Annotated in this window: 18 protein-coding genes; 3 read left to right on the top strand and 15 right to left on the bottom strand. The window is 63.7% G+C overall.

The window, feature by feature from the left end:
* The 15 genes from leuD to AC1DS3_RS21775 form a co-directional block, all read right to left on the bottom strand.
* Positions 1–286 (bottom strand): 3-isopropylmalate dehydratase small subunit (gene leuD / locus AC1DS3_RS21845; RefSeq protein WP_477127936.1); only part of this gene is annotated, 286 nt, incomplete at its 3' end.
* Positions 287–296: 10 nt separating this feature from the next.
* Positions 297–428 carry an entericidin A/B family lipoprotein gene (locus tag AC1DS3_RS21840; RefSeq protein WP_006161612.1) on the bottom strand — a complete coding sequence of 44 codons (132 nt, stop codon included), beginning with the start codon at positions 426–428 and terminating at the stop codon, positions 297–299.
* Positions 429–444: 16 nt separating this feature from the next.
* On the bottom strand, positions 445–1,854 hold the full coding sequence (gene leuC, locus AC1DS3_RS21835) for a 3-isopropylmalate dehydratase large subunit (RefSeq protein WP_477127935.1): 1,410 nt from the start codon (positions 1,852–1,854) through the stop codon (positions 445–447).
* 293 nt (positions 1,855–2,147) lie between these two features.
* Positions 2,148–2,849 carry an ABC transporter ATP-binding protein gene (locus tag AC1DS3_RS21830; protein ID WP_043348012.1) on the bottom strand — a complete coding sequence of 234 codons (702 nt, stop codon included), beginning with the start codon at positions 2,847–2,849 and terminating at the stop codon, positions 2,148–2,150.
* Positions 2,849–3,628, bottom strand: a complete 780-nt coding sequence (gene livG, locus AC1DS3_RS21825; RefSeq protein ID WP_043348014.1) for a high-affinity branched-chain amino acid ABC transporter ATP-binding protein LivG — start codon at positions 3,626–3,628, stop codon at positions 2,849–2,851. Before livG ends, AC1DS3_RS21830 begins: the two co-directional genes overlap by 1 nt.
* Positions 3,625–4,899, bottom strand: coding sequence for a high-affinity branched-chain amino acid ABC transporter permease LivM (locus AC1DS3_RS21820; protein ID WP_441641303.1), 1,275 nt, complete (start codon positions 4,897–4,899; stop codon positions 3,625–3,627). Before AC1DS3_RS21820 ends, livG begins: the two co-directional genes overlap by 4 nt.
* 7 nt (positions 4,900–4,906) lie before the next feature.
* Positions 4,907–5,833, bottom strand: a complete 927-nt coding sequence (gene livH, locus AC1DS3_RS21815) for a high-affinity branched-chain amino acid ABC transporter permease LivH (RefSeq protein WP_477127934.1) — start codon at positions 5,831–5,833, stop codon at positions 4,907–4,909.
* A gap of 195 nt (positions 5,834–6,028) precedes the next feature.
* On the bottom strand, positions 6,029–7,144 hold the full coding sequence (locus tag AC1DS3_RS21810) for a branched-chain amino acid ABC transporter substrate-binding protein (protein ID WP_441641302.1): 1,116 nt from the start codon (positions 7,142–7,144) through the stop codon (positions 6,029–6,031).
* A 659-nt stretch (positions 7,145–7,803) separates the two neighbouring features.
* Positions 7,804–9,105 carry a citrate synthase gene (gltA, locus tag AC1DS3_RS21805; protein WP_006161619.1) on the bottom strand — a complete coding sequence of 434 codons (1,302 nt, stop codon included), beginning with the start codon at positions 9,103–9,105 and terminating at the stop codon, positions 7,804–7,806.
* 40 nt (positions 9,106–9,145) lie between these two features.
* Positions 9,146–9,433, bottom strand: a complete 288-nt coding sequence (locus AC1DS3_RS21800; protein WP_006161620.1) for an FAD assembly factor SdhE — start codon at positions 9,431–9,433, stop codon at positions 9,146–9,148.
* Between the two features lie 81 nt (positions 9,434–9,514).
* Complete coding sequence (locus AC1DS3_RS21795; RefSeq protein WP_477127933.1) at positions 9,515–10,216, bottom strand: succinate dehydrogenase iron-sulfur subunit; 702 nt, start codon at positions 10,214–10,216, stop codon at positions 9,515–9,517.
* 31 nt (positions 10,217–10,247) lie between these two features.
* The gene (gene sdhA / locus AC1DS3_RS21790; protein WP_477127932.1) at positions 10,248–12,026 is read right to left on the bottom strand and encodes a succinate dehydrogenase flavoprotein subunit; all 1,779 of its coding nucleotides are present in this window, start codon (positions 12,024–12,026) and stop codon (positions 10,248–10,250) included.
* A gap of 3 nt (positions 12,027–12,029) precedes the next feature.
* Positions 12,030–12,395 (bottom strand): succinate dehydrogenase, hydrophobic membrane anchor protein, encoded by a 366-nt coding sequence (sdhD, locus tag AC1DS3_RS21785; protein ID WP_477127931.1) that lies wholly within the window; start codon positions 12,393–12,395, stop codon positions 12,030–12,032.
* Between the two features lie 13 nt (positions 12,396–12,408).
* A complete protein-coding gene (gene sdhC, locus AC1DS3_RS21780; protein WP_441641300.1) occupies positions 12,409–12,816 on the bottom strand; it encodes a succinate dehydrogenase, cytochrome b556 subunit in 408 nt (135 codons plus the stop codon).
* Positions 12,817–13,076: 260 nt separating this feature from the next.
* Positions 13,077–13,898 carry a GntR family transcriptional regulator gene (locus AC1DS3_RS21775; RefSeq protein ID WP_043348039.1) on the bottom strand — a complete coding sequence of 274 codons (822 nt, stop codon included), beginning with the start codon at positions 13,896–13,898 and terminating at the stop codon, positions 13,077–13,079.
* 340 nt (positions 13,899–14,238) lie between these two features.
* Here AC1DS3_RS21775 and AC1DS3_RS21770 point away from each other — a divergent pair, with 340 nt between their 5' ends.
* The 3 genes from AC1DS3_RS21770 to AC1DS3_RS21760 form a co-directional block, all read left to right on the top strand.
* Complete coding sequence (locus tag AC1DS3_RS21770) at positions 14,239–15,222, top strand: malate dehydrogenase (protein WP_477127930.1); 984 nt, start codon at positions 14,239–14,241, stop codon at positions 15,220–15,222.
* A 128-nt stretch (positions 15,223–15,350) separates the two neighbouring features.
* Positions 15,351–16,331 carry an HpcH/HpaI aldolase/citrate lyase family protein gene (locus AC1DS3_RS21765; protein WP_477127929.1) on the top strand — a complete coding sequence of 327 codons (981 nt, stop codon included), beginning with the start codon at positions 15,351–15,353 and terminating at the stop codon, positions 16,329–16,331.
* Between the two features lie 91 nt (positions 16,332–16,422).
* Positions 16,423–16,814, top strand: a 392-nt coding sequence (locus tag AC1DS3_RS21760; protein ID WP_477127928.1) for a citrate/2-methylcitrate synthase, incomplete at its 3' end; no start/stop codon positions are given.

The following is a 16,814-nucleotide window of genomic DNA, read 5'->3' as shown; positions in this document are numbered from 1 at the left end:
GTGCGTGCTCGCGCGAGCTGCCGCAGCCGAAGTTGCGGCGGGCCAGCAGGATCGAGCCGCCCTGGTAGCGCGGCTGGTTGAGCACGAAGTCCGGGTTCAGCGGGCGGCGGCTGTTGTCTTGCCCGGGCTGGCCCACATCCTTGTAGCGCCATTCGTCGAACAGGTTCGGGCCGAAGCCGGTGCGCTTGATCGACTTGAGGAATTGCTTCGGGATGATGGCGTCGGTGTCGACGTTCTCGCGGTCCAGCGGCACCGTGAGCCCGCTGTGTACAGTGAACTTATCCATGGTCGGTTCCTTACTTCTTTGCCGCGCTTTCGAGCGAGCGGCCTGCGGCCTGTGTGTCCTTGCCAAGGCCGGCCATCGTATGGCAGCCGGCCAGTTGCAGCATGCCCAGGCATGCGAGCAACACAATCAGGGCTTGTTTCATGATGAGCCTGCGCGAATTAGCTGAGCTGGCGGATATCGACGAAGTGGCCTTCGATGGCAGCCGCGGCGGCCATCGCCGGGCTCACCAGGTGAGTCCGGCCACCCGCTCCCTGGCGCCCTTCGAAGTTGYGGTTCGAGGTCGACGCGCAGCGCTCGCCCGCCTCCAGGCGGTCGGCGTTCATGGCCAGGCACATCGAGCAGCCCGGCTCGCGCCACTCAAAACCCGCGGCCTTGAAGACCTTGTCCAGCCCTTCACGCTCGGCTTGCTCCTTGACCAGGCCCGAGCCCGGCACCACCATCGCCAGTTTCACGTTGGACGCCACGCGGCGTCCCAGCTTCTGCACGACCCAAGCAGCCGCGCGCATGTCTTCAATGCGGGAGTTGGTGCAGGAACCGATAAAGACCTTGTCGATCTTGATGCTGTCCACCGGCACGTTGGGCTGCAGGCCCATGTACTCGAGCGCGCGCTCCATGGCGTTGCGCTTGTTCGGGTCTTTTTCCTTCTCGGGATCCGGCACGCGGTCCTCGATGCTGACGACCATCTCGGGCGAGGTGCCCCAGGTCACCTGCGGACGAACCTCTTCCGCACGCAGCTCGACCACCTGGTCGAAATGCGCACCGGCGTCCGAATGCAGCGTGCGCCAGTAGCCCACGGCCTGCTCCCACTCCACGCCCTGCGGCGAGAACGGGCGGCCCTTGACGTACTCGAGCGTGACATCGTCCACCGCCACCAGGCCAGCGCGCGCGCCCGCCTCGATGGCCATGTTGCACACCGTCATGCGCCCTTCCATGCTCAGGTCGCGAATGGCCGAGCCAGCGAACTCGATGGTGTAGCCGGTGCCGCCCGCGGTACCGATCTTGCCGATCACGGCCAGCACGATGTCCTTGGCGGTGCAGCCGCGCGGCAGCTTGCCTTCCACGCGCACCAGCATGTTCTTGGCCTTCTTGCCCAGCAGCGTCTGCGTGGCCAGCACGTGCTCCACCTCGGAGGTGCCGATGCCGTGCGCCAGCGCGCCAAACGCGCCGTGCGTGCTGGTATGCGAATCGCCGCAGACCACCGTCATGCCCGGCAGCGTGGCGCCCTGCTCCGGCCCGATCACGTGCACGATGCCCTGGCGCAGGTCGTTCATCTTGAACTGGGTGATGCCGTATGCGTCGCAGTTGTTGTCCAGCGTATCCACCTGCAGCTTCGACACCGGATCGGCAATGCCCTGGCTACGATCCGTGGTCGGCACGTTGTGGTCCGACACCGCCAGGTTGGCGCTGATGCGCCAGACCGGGCGCTGCGCCAGCTTCAGGCCTTCGAACGCCTGCGGGCTGGTGACTTCGTGCAGCAGATGGCGATCGATGTACAGCATCGTGGTGCCGTCATCCTCGACGTGCACAGTGTGGTCATCCCAAAGTTTGTCGTAAAGCGTCTTGGCCATGATGCAGGGGGGGCGGGCCGGGACCGTTTGGTACAGCACGGTTGGCGGCGTCGCGCGGTAGTTTGGGGGATTTTTCGCAGGAGTGCGGGCAATAAAATGCGGCTTGCTGCGATGCTTGACTTCACAATCGATTATGCCACAGCGATAGCGCGCGGCCGGGCCGTGCCCGGCCTGCGCGGCGGCGGAAATGTAATGTGATTGGCGAAAGGGGGATTTCGCCGATGGCGAAAAGGGGGGGAGTGGCGCTGGCCTCCCGCTCACCCGCCAGGCGGGTGTGCGGGAGGCAGGCTGGGTTAGCCGCCCAGGTAAGCGCTCTTGATGCGGTCGTTGGCCAGCAGATTGGCGCCGGTGTCCGCCAGCACTACGCGCCCCGTCTCCAGCACATAGCCGCGATCCGCCACGCCCAGCGCCTTGTTGGCGTTCTGCTCGACCAGGAACACTGTGACGCCCTCGTCACGAATGGTCCGGATGATGTCGAAGATCTGCGCGATCACCAGCGGTGCCAGGCCGAGCGTCGGCTCGTCCAGCAACAGCAGCCGGGGCCGGCTCATCAGTGCGCGCCCGATGGCCAGCATCTGCTGCTCGCCCCCGGACATGGTGCCGGCGCGTTGCGTGGAGCGCTGCTTGAGCCGCGGGAAGAGCTTGTAGACGTGCTCGACGCCCGCCTCGATCTCGTCGCGCTTGCCGAAGAAGGCGCCCATCTTCAGGTTGTCCAGCACCGTCAGGCTGGGAAACACGCGCCGCCCTTCCGGCGAGATCGCCATGCCGAGGCGCATGATCTCGTGCGTGGGACGGCGCGTGATGTCCTGACCTTCAAACATCACACGCCCGCTCGATGCGCGCGGCGAGCCGCACACGGTCATCATCAGCGTGGTCTTGCCAGCGCCGTTGCTGCCGATCAGCGTGACGATCTCGCCCTTGTTCACCTCAATCGATACGCCAGACAGCGCTTCGATCGCGCCGTAATGGGTATGGACTTGTTCCAGCTTCAGCATCAGTCCTCTCCCAGGTAAGCCTTGATCACGCGCGGGTCGTTGCGCACTTCGGCCGGTTTGCCGACCAGGATCGGGCGGCCGTGTTCCATCACCAGGATGCGGTCGGACACGCCCATCACCAGGCTCATGTCATGCTCGATCAGCAGCACCGAGATCTTGTGCTCGCGCCGCAGCTGGTCGATCAACTGCGACAACTCGACCTTCTCCTGCGGATTGAGGCCGGCAGCTGGCTCGTCAAGCATCAGCAAGCGCGGATTGGTGATCATGCAGCGTGCGATTTCCAGCCGGCGCTGGTGGCCATACGACAGCGTGCCCGCCTCGCGGTTGGCCACGCCGCGCAAGCCCATGCGCTCGAGCCACAGCGCGGCACGCTCCAGCGCCTCGCGCTCGGCGCGGCGGTAGGCCGGCGTGGCAAACAGCCCGCGCAGCAGCCCGGAGCGTACCTGCAGGTGTTGCGCCACCAGCAGGTTCTCGACCACCGTCAGCTGCTTGAACAAGCGGATATTCTGGAACGTGCGCACCAAGCCGCGGCGCGCCACCTGGTGGCTCGGCAGGCGGGCGATCGAATGCCCGTCCAGCATGACCTCGCCGGCAGTGGGCTTATAAAAGCCGCCCACGCAGTTGAACACCGTGGTCTTGCCCGCGCCGTTGGGGCCGATGATGGCGAAGACTTCATCGCGGCGCACATCGAAATCGATGCCGTCGACCGCCAGCAGGCCGCCAAAGCGCATCTGCAGACCGGAGACTTTCAGCAGTTCCGCTGATTGAACTTGGCTCATTGCGGCAACTCCACATGGGGGCGGCTCGCGGGCAGCAGGCCCTGCGGACGCCACATCATCATCAGCACCATCACCAGGCCGAAAATCAGCATGCGGTATTCGGCGAAGCCGCGCGCCACTTCCGGCAGCGCGGTCAGCAGGATGGCGGCCAGGATCACGCCCAGCTGCGAGCCCATGCCGCCCAGCACCACCACCGCCAGGATCAGCGCGGACTCGATAAAGGTGAACGATTCGGGATTGACCAGGCCCTGGCGCGCAGCGAAGAACGCGCCGCCCAGGCCGGCAAACGCCGCGCCCAGCGTGAACGCCGACAGCTTGATGCGGGTCGGGTTCAGGCCCAGCGAGCGGCAGGCGATCTCGTCCTCGCGCAGGGCTTCCCACGCGCGCCCCATCGGCATGCGGATCAGCCGGCTGGTGACGAACAGCGTGAAGCCCACCAGCAGCAGCGCCAGCAGGTAGAGGAAGATCACCATGTGCTCGCCGCTGTAGTCCCAGCCCAAGAGCTCATGGAAGGTCTTGACGCCCTCCACGCTCGAACTGCGCGCCATCTCGATGCCGAACACAGTCGGCTTCGGGATGCCCGACACGCCATCCGGGCCACCGGTGAGGCTGGTCAGGTTGTTGAGCAGCAAGCGGATGATCTCGCCGAAACCCAGCGTGACGATGGCCAGGTAGTCGCCGCGCAGCCTCAGCACCGGAAAGCCCAGCACGAAGCCGAACAGCGCCGACATGCCGGCGGCGATCGGCAGGCACTCCCAGAAGGTCAGCCCGAAATATTGGTTGAGCAGCGCGTAGGTGTAGCCGCCGACCGCGTAGAAGCCGACATAGCCCAGGTCGAGCAGGCCGGCATAGCCCACCACGATGTTCAGGCCGAGGCCCAGGATCACGTAGATCAGCGCCAGCGTGGCCACGTCCACGGCGCCGCGTGAACTGAAGAACGGGAACACTAGGCCCACCGCCAGCAGCAGCCAGATCACCTTGCGCTGCTGGGTCGCGCCCAGCGCGGGCAGGCTCGGCACCTTGACGCCGGCCGTAGCGCGCTGGAACAGCGGCTTGAAGAGCTGGAACAGGAAGACCGCGCCCACCGCCAGCCACACCGGCTGCCAGTGCGGCTCGAGCACGACCTTGTAGCCGTCGAGCTTGAGCTGCAGCCCCAGCACGGGAATGGTCAGGATGGCCGTCATCACGGCCGCGACGATGGCGTTCTTCAGGGTCTGCCCTGCCGGCGCGCCCTGCGCCAAACTGATTGGCGTAGCAATAGCTTGTGTCATAGCGTCCTCACACCTTTTCAACGTCAGGCTTGCCCAGCAGCCCGGTCGGGCGGAACAGCAGGATCAGCACCAGCAAGCCGAAAGCCACCACGTCCTTGTACTCGGCCGGCATATAGCCGGAGGCAAAGGTCTCGGCCAGGCCCAGCAGCACGCCGCCAAGCATGGCGCCCGGGATGCTGCCGATGCCGCCCAGCACGGCCGCGGTGAAGGCCTTGATGCCCGCCACGAAGCCGATGTACGGGTTGAGCTTGCCGATGGTCAGGCCGATCAGCACGCCACCCACCGCCGCCAGCATCGCGCCCAGCACGAAGGTGAAGGAGATCACGCGGTTGGTGTCGATGCCGAGCAGGTTGGCCATGCGCATGTCTTCGGCGCAGGCACGGCAGGCGCGGCCCATGYGCGAGCGGCCGATGAACAGCGTCAGCGCGAGCATCAGCACCAGCGTCACGCCGACGATCAGCAGGCGCGAATACGGTACGGTCACGGTGAAATCGCCGCCCATCTGGAACTCGATGGCGCCGGAGATCAGCACCGGCACGGACATGTCGCGCGCGCCCTGCCCGATCTGCACATAGTTCTGCAGGAAGATCGACATGCCGATGGCGGAGATCAGCGGCACCAGCCGCGGACCGCCGCGCAGGGGCCGGTAGGCCACCCGCTCCACCGCGAAGCCATACAAACCGGTGACCAGGACAGACACCAGCAAGGCGGCCCCCAGCACCAGCGGCAGTGGATAGCCCGCGCTCGCGCCGATGGCCGTGAGCGTCACCAGGCCCACGTAGGCGCCGATCATGTAGATCTCGCCGTGGGCAAAATTGATCATGCCGATGATGCCGTAGACCATGGTGTAGCCAATGGCGATCAGCGCATAGATCGCACCCAGCGTCAGGCCATTGACCAGCTGCTGGGTAAACTGTGGAAGGAACTCGTTCATGCGGGAAGCCCCATAACTTTGAAGCTGGAGAAGCCGGCGTTGCAGGAGGTGCGCAAGCGCCGGGCCGGCTCCGTAATGCCGGATATGCCCAGGCCCCGGACGCGGCGGATAAACCGCGCCGGCCGGGCAACCGGACCCCGATACCAAAACGCCCCGCTCAAACCGGGAGCGGGGCGTGCAAAGCCGGTGTGCGGCTTAGTTGGCGGCGGTCTTGGTAGCGTCCTTGTGCCAGGTGAACACAACGAACCTGAACGACTTCAGGTCGCCCTGCGCATCGTACTCGACCTTGCCGATCGGGGTCTGGAAGGCGTTCTTGTGCATGTAGGCGGCGACCTTGGTCGGATCCGTGCTCTTGGCGCCGGCAATGGCATCGCCAATGATCTGGACCGCGGCGTAGGCCGGCATCTGGAACGGGCCGTTGGCATCGCGCTTCTTGTCGGCGAAAGCCTTGACCAGCGCGGCGTTGGACGGATCGGCGGAGAAGTCGGCCGGCAGCGTGACCAGCATGCCTTCCGAAGACGCGCCGGCGATGGCCGTCACGTCCTTGTTGCCCACGCCTTCAGGACCCATGAAGGTCGCCTTGACGCCCTGCTCGCGCGCCTGGCGCAGCAACAGGCCCATTTCCGGGTGGTAGCCGCCGAAGTAGACGAAGTCCACGCCTTGCGACTTGAGCTTGGTAATGACAGCGGAGTAGTCGGAATCGCCTGCGTTCACGCCTTCGAACACAGCCACGGGGATCTTGGCGGCTTCCAGGTCTTTCTTYACCGACGAGGCAATGCCCTGGCCGTACGACTGCTTGTCGTGCAGGATCGCGACCTTCTTGGGCTTGACCTTGGTGATGATGTACTGGGCAGCGGCCGGGCCTTGCTGGTCGTCGCGGCCGATGGTGCGGAAGATGAACTTGCGCTTCTTGTTCTCGGTCAGCTGCGGCGCGGTGGCCGACGGCGTCACCATGACGATGCCTTCGTTCTCGTAGATGTCCGAAGCCGGAATGGTCGAGCCCGAGCACACGTGGCCGATCACGTAATGGATCTTCTGGCTGACGATCTTGTTGGCTACCGCCACGGCCTGCTTCGGTTCGCAGGCGTCATCCATCATCACCACTTCGAACTTGTTGCCGCCCGCGCCGCCGGCGGCATTGATCTGCTCGATGGCAGTCAGCGCACCAGCCTTGACCATGTCGCCGTACTGGGCGACCGAGCCGCTCATGGGGCCGGCAATGGCAATCTTGACGGTTTCAGCGTTGGCGGCGGCGCCGAAGGCGCACAGGGCCGTGGCCAGGGAGATGGACGTAAGACGGGACAGCGTCATTCAGGTGCTCCTCGATTATGGTTGGTCATGGGCCGAGACGGCATGACCTGCGCAATCGAACAACACCCGCGAGCGAAAACTGGGAAAAACGCCCGAGACGCGGAAGACGGGCCTGCAAGAAAAGAAGCGTGTGCGGGGCCCGGCGTGTGTCAGCCCTCCTCTGCAATCCATGCAGCGGAAGACCTTGGTTCGGAAAGACAACGTTAATGCGTTCTCTATTGCGCAGGTGATTCGCCTGCCCCGCTCGCCTCAACGCAGTCCGGAAGGGTGGCCCGGCTGCTGTCGGCAAAGCAGCCCGCATTATAGGGTCAAATTCCGCGCCGGATAGCACATTTGCACAACAAATGAGGATCTTAATGGTAGTAACACAGCACAAATCGTCGGAAATTGGCGTCTTCGCCACCTTTCACGCAATAAATCTTTTGCGTCGCACAAGTGCTGCCGGGCCTGGAGGACAAGGCCTTGGCAAGGCCGGAGCATTTGGTATTGCTGCGCCGCCCCGGCGAGCCGTTTCCCATCTTGGCCCGTCTTGGCTCGTCTTGGCTGACGGATCAGATCTGCGCAGGTACACKCGCACAAAAGCAAAACGCCCCGGCCAAGGCCGGGGCGTTTCATGATGCATGCGGCGCCGTGACTGCCAGCGCCACCTTACCGGGGCATCAGCGCGTGCCCATGTCCGGCACGTTGCGGCTTGCCGCGCCGTTGAACAGCTGGCGCGGACGGCCGATCTTGTATTCCGGATCGGTGATCATTTCTTCCCACTGCGAGATCCAGCCCGGGGTGCGTGCCAGGGCGAAGATGCAGGTGAACAGCGACGTCGGGATGCCAAGTGCGCGTTGCACGATGCCCGAGTAGAAGTCGACGTTCGGGTACAGCTTGCGGCTGACGAAGTACTCGTCTTCCAGCGCGATCTTTTCCAGTTCCATGGCGAGCTTGAACAGCGGGTCGTTGTGCAGGCCCAGTTCATTCAGCACTTCATAGCAGGTTTCGCGCATCAGCTTGGCACGCGGGTCGTAGTTCTTGTACACGCGGTGGCCAAAGCCCATCAGGCGCACGCCCGAGTTCTTGTCCTTGACCTGCTTGATGAACTCGGTGATGTTGTCGACGCTGCCGATTTCCTCAAGCATCTTGAGGGCGGCTTCGTTGGCGCCACCGTGAGCCGGGCCCCACAGGCAAGCCACGCCCGCGGCGATGGCGGCAAACGGGTTGGTACCCGAGGAGCCAGCCAGGCGCACCGTGGAGGTGGAGGCGTTCTGCTCGTGGTCCGCGTGCAGGATGAAGATGCGGTCGAGCGCGCGCTCGAGCACCGGGTTCACCTTGTACGGGGCGCACGGCGTGGAGAACATCATCTGCATGAAGTTGCCCGAGTAGGACAGGTCGTTCTGCGGATAGATGTACGGCTGGCCGATGTTGTACTTGTAGGCCATGGCGACCAGGGTCGGCATCTTGGCGATCAGGCGGATCGCGGAGATTTCGCGCTGGTGCGGATCATCGATGTCCATGGCGTCGTGGTAGAACGCGCTCATGGCGCCCACCAGGCCCGTCAGGACGGCCATCGGGTGGGCGTCGCGGCGGAAGCCGCGCAGGAAGAACTGCATCTGCTCGTGAACCATGGTGTGGTTCATCACGGCACCGACGAATTCTTCCTTCTGCTTGGCATTGGGCAGTTCGCCCTTGAGCAGCAGGTAACAGGTTTCCAGGTGGTCGCACTTGGTGGCCAGCTGCTCGATCGGGTAGCCGCGATACAGCAGCTCACCCTTGTCCCCGTCRATATAGGTGATCTTCGAATTGCACGAAGCCGTCGACATGAAACCGGGGTCATAGGTGAACTTGCCGGTTTGTCCGTACAGCTTGCGAATATCGATTACATCGGGGCCAACGGTACCCGTATAAATCGGCAGCTCAACGCTGGGGGAACCATCGGAAAACGATAGCGTGGCTTTCACATCGGACGGCGTCATGTCGGTTCCTTCTAATGCTGACTAATAATGTTGACGAAACTCAGACCGAACGCAGCAGGGCAATCACGTGCTGCATCGGGGGCGTGTCGAGCTCACCGTCCAACTCCTTGCGCGCAAGAAGCAGGTCCATCAACTCGTTGTCGCTCAGCTCGAAGAGTTCGGAGAGCGAGGCCACGTCCTGGTCGGAGAGGCTCTCTTCGTAACGGTTGAAAAAACGTTCGACGATGATGTCGTTCTCCAGGAGGCCGCGCCGCGCGCGCCAGCGCAGTCGTGCACGCCGGTGCGGATCGGCCTGGTGGGAGAAACTGGGGGAAACACTTTCGGTCATAGGTACCTACTTCCGGCGCGCCGGTCGGGTATGCAGTTTGATAGCCCGGACTGACGCGCCGCTTACAACAACCGCGMAGGATCAGACCGAGCGGCGAACCATCAGCTCTTTGATCTTGCCGATGGCCTTGGTCGGGTTCAACCCCTTCGGGCAAACGTCGACGCAGTTCATGATGCTGTGGCARCGGAACAGGCGGTACGGGTCGTTCAGGTYGTCCAGGCGCTGGCYGGTSGCCTGRTCGCGGCTRTCCGCGATAAAGCGRTAGGCTTGCAGCAGGCCGGCCGGGCCGACGAACTTRTCCGGGTTCCACCAGAACGACGGGCACGACGTCGAGCAGCTTGCGCACAAGATGCACTCGTACAGGCCGTCCAGCTCGTCGCGTTCCTCGGGCGACTGCAGGCGCTCTTTCTCGGGCGGCGGCTCGTCGTTGATGAGGTACGGCTTGATCGAGTTGTACTGCTTGAAGAACTGCGTCATGTCGACGATCAGGTCGCGCACCACCGGCAGGCCGGGCAGCGGACGCAAGACGATGCGTTCCGGCAGCTCGAGCATATTGGTCAGGCAGGCCAGACCGTTCTTGCCGTTGATATTCATCGCGTCCGAACCGCACACGCCTTCGCGGCACGAGCGGCGGAACGAGATGGTTTCGTCCAGCTTCTTCAGCTTGACCAGCGCGTCGAGCAACATGCGCTCATGACCGTCGAGCTCGACCTCGTACGTTTGCATGCGGGGAGCCGCATCCTTGTCCGGGTCGTAGCGGTAGACTTCGAAAATACGCTTCATTTCTGTGGGTCCTGTGGGTCCTACGCGGTGCTTAGAAGGTCCGGGCCTTGGGAGGAACGCTTTCCACCGTCAGCGGGTTCATCTTCACCGGCTTGTAGTCGAGGCGGTTGCCTTCGCTGTAGAACAGCGTGTGCTTGAGCCAGCTCTCGTCGTCGCGATTCGGGAAGTCGCTGTGCGCGTGCGCACCGCGGGATTCCTTGCGGGCAGCTGCCGAAATCATGGTGGCCTTGGCCACTTCCACCAGGTTGGCCACTTCCAGGGCTTCCACCAGCGCGGTGTTGAAGACCTTGGACTTGTCCTTCAGATGGATGTTGTCAGCACGTTCCGCCACTTCCAGGATGCGCTCGACGCCTTCGTCCATCAGCTTCTGCGTACGGAACACACCGGCATGCGACTGCATGTTCTTGCGGATGTCGTTGGCCACGTCCTGGGTGTATTCACCCGACGACGACGATTGCAGCTTGGCCAGGCGCGACATGGCGCGGTCGGCAGCATCGGCCGGCAGCGGCTTGTGCTCTTTCTGCTTGATCGAGGTCGCGGCGATGTGGTTGCCGGCCGCGCGGCCGAACACCACCAGGTCCAGCAGCGAGTTGGTGCCCAGGCGGTTGGCGCCGTGCACCGACACGCAGGAGCATTCGCCGATCGCGTAGAAACCGTTGATGACTTCGTTGGGGTTGCCGTTCTTCGGCGCCACCACCTGGCCATTAATGTTGGTCGGGATACCGCCCATCTGGTAGTGGATGGTCGGCACCACCGGGATCGGTTCCTTGATCGCGTCGACGTTGGCGAACTTGACGCCGATCTCGCGGATCGACGGCAGGCGCTTCATGATGGTGTCGGCCCCGACGTGCGTCAGGTCCAGCAGCACGTAGTCGCCGTTCGGGCCACAACCGCGGCCTTCCTTGATTTCCTGGTCCATCGAGCGCGAGACGAAGTCGCGCGGCGCCAGATCCTTCAGCGTCGGCGCATAGCGCTCCATGAAGCGTTCGCCGTCCTTGTTACGCAGGATACCGCCTTCSCCGCGCRCRCCTTCSGTGATCAGCACGCCCGCGCCGGCCACGCCGGTCGGGTGGAACTGCCAGAACTCCATGTCTTCCAGCGGCACGCCTGCGCGCGCTGCCATGCCCAGGCCGTCACCGGTGTTGATGAAGGCATTGGTCGACGCGGCGTAGATACGGCCGGCGCCGCCGGTGGCGAACAGCGTGGTCTTGGCCTCGAGGATGTAGACCTCGCCGGTTTCCATTTCCAGCGCGGTCACGCCCAGCACGTCGCCGTCGGCGTCGCGGATCAGGTCCAGCGCCATCCACTCGACGAAGAAGTGCGTCTTGGCGCGCACATTGCGCTGGTACAGCGTGTGCAGCAGTGCGTGGCCGGTACGGTCGGCAGCCGCGCAAGCGCGCTGGACCGGCTTCTCGCCGTAGTTCGACGTATGACCGCCGAACGGACGCTGGTAGATGGTGCCGTCGGCGTTACGGTCGAACGGCATGCCGAAGTGCTCGAGCTCGTAGACGACCTTGGGGGCTTCGCGGCACATGAATTCGATTGCGTCCTGGTCGCCCAGCCAATCGGAACCCTTGATGGTGTCGTAGAAGTGATAGTGCCAGTTGTCCTCGCTCATGTTGCCGAGCGAAGCGCCAATGCCACCCTGCGCCGCSACRGTGTGCGAGCGKGTCGGGAARACCTTGGAGAGCACGGCGACATTCAGGCCGGCTTCCGCGAGCTGGAGGGATGCGCGCATCCCAGCGCCGCCCGCCCCGACGATGACCACGTCAAAGCGACGACGCGGCAATCCTGTCTTGACTGCGACCATTTATTACACCCTCCAGAGAATCTGAGCTGCGTAGCCCGCACAACCGACGAGCCACAGAATCGTAAGAACTTGCAGCGCGAGGCGCACGGCCATCGGCTTCACATAGTCCATCCAGATGTCGCGCACGCCAATCCAGGCGTGATACAGCAGCGACAGGATGGTGAGGAACGTGATGATCTTCATCCACTGGTTGGAGAAGAGACCTGCCCACGCTTCGTAGGAAGCGCCGTTCGAGAGCAGGAAGGCGACTGCCAGCACGATGGTGAAGACCACCATGATGACAGCGGTGACGCGCTGCKCGAGCCAGTCTTTGAGACCGTAGTGCGCACCGACGACCAGACGCTTGGGACCGATATTATTATTTGCCACGTTGACTCTCTCCTCAGAACAGGCCGAACAGCTTCAGGCCGAACACAGCGGTGAGCAACAGGCTGATGATCAGCACGGCAACAGCGGACTTCGCCGAAGCGGGCTTGGTCACGCCAACGTGCACGTCGAGCAGCAGGAAACGGATGCCGGCGCAGAAGTGGTGCAGGTAACCCCAGATCAGAGCCAGCAGAACCAGCTTGACGAAGCCGCCGGACAGAAGCGCCGAGAACTTTGCGAAGCTCAGTTCGGAAGTGACGCTCTGTTCGAAGAGATACAGGACGAAAGGAAGGAGGAGGAACATCAGAGCACCGCTTGCGCGATGCAGGATGGACACCTTGCCGGCCCAGGGCAACCTGTAACGCACCAGCTGCGTCACATGGATGTTCCTGAACTCCGGCCTGGCTTGTTTGGCTTCAGCCATTGCTAGACCCCATTTGCGGTAAACAAAAAACGAAACTTCTGAGCGCCCTGGATGCAAATGGATGCAGCCAGAGCAAATCCCGATAATTTTAGCGCCTTTGTTGCGCGGCGCACCAATAATTTTCAGCTATCGCGCACCAACATGGCGTGCCCGACAATCGCACGCAACCATGCCGCGAGGTAATCATCCTTGCTTTGCGCAACAGCGGGGGCTGCCGTGGCTGCAACAGCAATAATCGACATGGATTGCATTCCGGCGGGTCAGCTCAAATCGTTCTGATAATAGTGCCGGGTGGTTACATACAGGCCGCGACGGACTTCGACGGGCCGGTCGCCATAGGTGAACGAGACGCGCTCGACAGACAAAAGCGGCGTGCCAGCGTCCACGGACAACAGCGACGCGGTGGCCTGGTCAGCGGCCACCGCGCGGATTTTTTCGGTCGCCCGGATCATGCGCGTGCCGAATTCAGCCTCGAACAGCGCATACATCGGGCCCTTCCATTCGGTCAGCTTCTCGGCCGTCAGGCCCTTGAAGTTGGTGCCCAGCAGCCAGATTTCGTCCAGCACGGTCGGCTCGCCGGAGAAAAACAGCACGCGGCGGATCTGCACCACGCCATCGCCGGTGCGGATATCGAGAAGGCGTGCGATTTCGGCCGGCGCGCGCAGGCGCTTGCATTCCAGCACCTGGCTGGCCCCATAATGGGGCTCGCCCTCGTCCGGCACCAGGCGCAGGAAGCGGAACTTCACGCCATCCTCGTGGTGCGTCGTGACAAACGTGCCCTTGCCCTGGCGGCGCGCCACCAGGTTTTCGGCCGCGAGTTCGTCGATGGCCTTGCGCACCGTGCCCTGGCTGACCTTGTAGCGGGCTGCCAGGTCCATTTCGCTGGGGATCATGTCGCCAGGCTTCCATTCACCGGACTGCAGGCTCTGCGTGATGAGCGCCTTGATCTGCTGATAGAGTGGGCTGAAGGTTGGCGAGGCCGCCGCGGCGGACGGCTGTGTCCCGGCGCCGGACGTAGCGGCGCCATTATCCTGCACTGCAGCAACGGCAGTGCCGGCGAGGGACGGGGGCAGGGATGACATAAGCGAATTTCACCACAAAACGAGGAAGCACGTCCAGCCCGCCATCAAATGTCTTATGTCTTATATAAGACATATGAATTGACAACACAAATGTGCAGGCCTACACTCCCGCAGGTTTCACGCCTGCACCCGCTCTGGATACGGCACCCCTCTTCGCAGTAGACTTACGCTTTGTCGCACCCCATGACCCGTTGTGGCTCTCTCCAGTCGGTACCGCTAGCAGCGCGCCGGCGGATTGCCGCTTGCCGCCGTGGCGACAAACCCGCAACCGGTGACGTCCGGACTACCCTCCGGCCAGGCACCGACCAGTTTCCCCCTCTTCTTGTTTGGAGAATTACTCATGGCTAAAGCCCCAATGCGCGTCGCAGTCACCGGCGCCGCTGGCCAGATCGGCTACTCCCTGCTGTTCCGCATCGCCAATGGCGACATGCTTGGCAAAGACCAGCCGGTCATCCTCCAATTGCTCGACCTCCCGCAAGCCCAGGCCGCCGTCAAGGGCGTGGTGATGGAACTGGAAGATTGCGCATTCCCGCTGCTGGCCGGCGTGGTGATCACCGACGACCCCAAGGTCGCGTTCAAGGACGCCAACGTCGCGCTGCTGGTCGGTGCCCGTCCGCGTAGCAAGGGCATGGAGCGCAAGGACCTGCTCGAAGCCAACGCACAGATCTTCACGGTGCAAGGCAAGGCGCTGGACGAAGTCGCCGCCCGCGACATCAAGGTGCTGGTGGTCGGCAACCCGGCCAACACCAACGCCTACATCGCGATGAAGTCGGCTCCGAGCCTGCCCAAGGAGAACTTCACCGCCATGCTGCGCCTGGATCACAATCGTGCCCTGTCGCAAATCGCCGCCAAGACTGGCAAGCCGGTCGCGTCGATCGAGAAGATGTTCGTCTGGGGCAACCACAGCCCGACCATGTACGCCGACTACCGCTACGCGACCGTCGACGGCCAGAGCGTCAAGGACCTGATCAACGACCACGCCTGGAACAACGACGTGTTCCTGCCGACCGTTGGCAAGCGCGGCGCCGCCATCATCGAGGCCCGTGGCCTGTCGTCGGCAGCTTCGGCCGCCAACGCTGCCATCGACCACGTGCATGACTGGGTCCTGGGCTCGAACGGCAAGTGGGTCACCATGGGCATCCCGTCGGACGGTTCGTACGGCATCCCCGAAGACACCATGTTCGGCTTCCCGGTGACCACCGCCAACGGCAAGTACGAAATGGTCAAGGGCCTCGAAGTCGACGCCTACAGCCAGGAAAAGATCAATATCACGCTCAAGGAACTGGAAGAAGAGCGTGYCGGCGTGCAGCATCTGCTCGGCTGATCCAGGATCCAGGCAGCGCCAATGACTAGACCGGAGCCTCGCATCGATTCACGAATCGGCGCAGGCTCCGGTTTTTTCATTCTGGCGCCCCGCCCCTGCCTCCCCCAACCGCTATTCGATTGAATAAAGTGCATCCTTCCGAGGTCTTGTTCCAGGGCGAAGCCGTTCCGACGCAACTGCCGGTCTGCGACCACTATGCCGGCAACGAAAAGCTGATGCTGAAGTCGCTTGCCCTGCAGCAGGAGCTTGGGCCCGTCTTCGATATCACCTTCGACTGCGAAGACGGCACCGCCGTCGGGCTGGAGCGCGAGCACGCTGAATTGTGCGCAMGCCTCATCAACAGCCCGCAAAACCACTTCAACCGCGTGGGCGTGCGCATCCATGRCCCGGCGCACCCCTGCTGGCGCCAGGACATCGACACCCTGGTGGGCAGCGCCGGCGCCCGGCTGGCCTATGTGGTGGTGCCCAAGGTGACCGATGTGGTCGAGGTCGCGCGCGTTACCGACCACGTGAACCAGGCGGCCCGCGCCGCCGGCATCGCACGGCACATCCCCATTCATGTGCTGATAGAGACRCATGCCGCATTGGACCAGGTATTCGACATCGCCCGCCTCGTGCAGGTKGAATGCCTCAGCTTCGGGCTGATGGATTTCGTCTCCGCCCACCACGGTGCCATCCCGGGCGACGCCATGCGCTCGCCGCAGCAGTTCGAGCACCCGCTGATCCGGCGCGCCATGCTGGAGATCTCGGCCGCCTGCCATCGGTACGGCAAGGTGCCCTCGCATAACGTCAGCACCGATATCGAGCAGCCGTCCCGCGCCGGAGACGATGCCCTGCGCGCCCGGGCCGAATTCGGCTACCTGCGCAAGTGGAGCATCCACCCGAGCCAGATCCAGCCGATCGTTGCGGCCTTCCGCCCCAGCGGCACGGAGATTGGCGCGTCCAGCGAGATCCTGCTGGCCGCCTACGAGAACAACTGGGCACCGATCCGCCACCAGGGCCAACTGCACGATCGGGCCAGCTACCGGTATTACTGGTCGCTGCTGCAGCGGGCGCACGCCACCGGTGCTGATTTGCCCGGCACGGTGCTCGAACGCTTCTTTGCATGAACGTTGCCTGGCGCGCGCCAGGCGATGACCACGGTGTGCAACAGGATCGATCCCGCGCTTGGCTCGGGCAAGAGACCAGACAGGAGACGCGATGTCAGAGCAGCAGYCAGTCCCGCAGAACGGCCCGAAGCCCAAGAAGTCCGTCGCCCTGTCGGGCGTGACCGCCGGCAATACCGCCCTGTGCACGGTCGGCCGTACCGGCAACGACCTGCACTACCGCGGCTACGACATCCTCGACATCGCCGAGACCTGCGAATTCGAGGAAATCGCCCACCTGCTGGTGCACGGCAAGCTCCCCACCCGCGCCGAACTGGCTGCCTACAAGGCCAAGCTCAAGGCCCTGCGCGGTCTGCCCGCCAACGTCAAGGCCGCCCTCGAATGGGTGCCCGCCAGCGCCCACCCGATGGACGTGATGCGCACCGGCGTGTCCGTGCTCGGCACCGTGCTGCCGGAAAAGGACGACCACAACACCCCCGGCGCGCG

This window comes from Cupriavidus sp. 01L46 (genome assembly GCF_056399905.1).
Note: the sequence above shows the minus strand (reverse complement) of the source record. Positions and strands in the feature narration are given on the sequence as shown.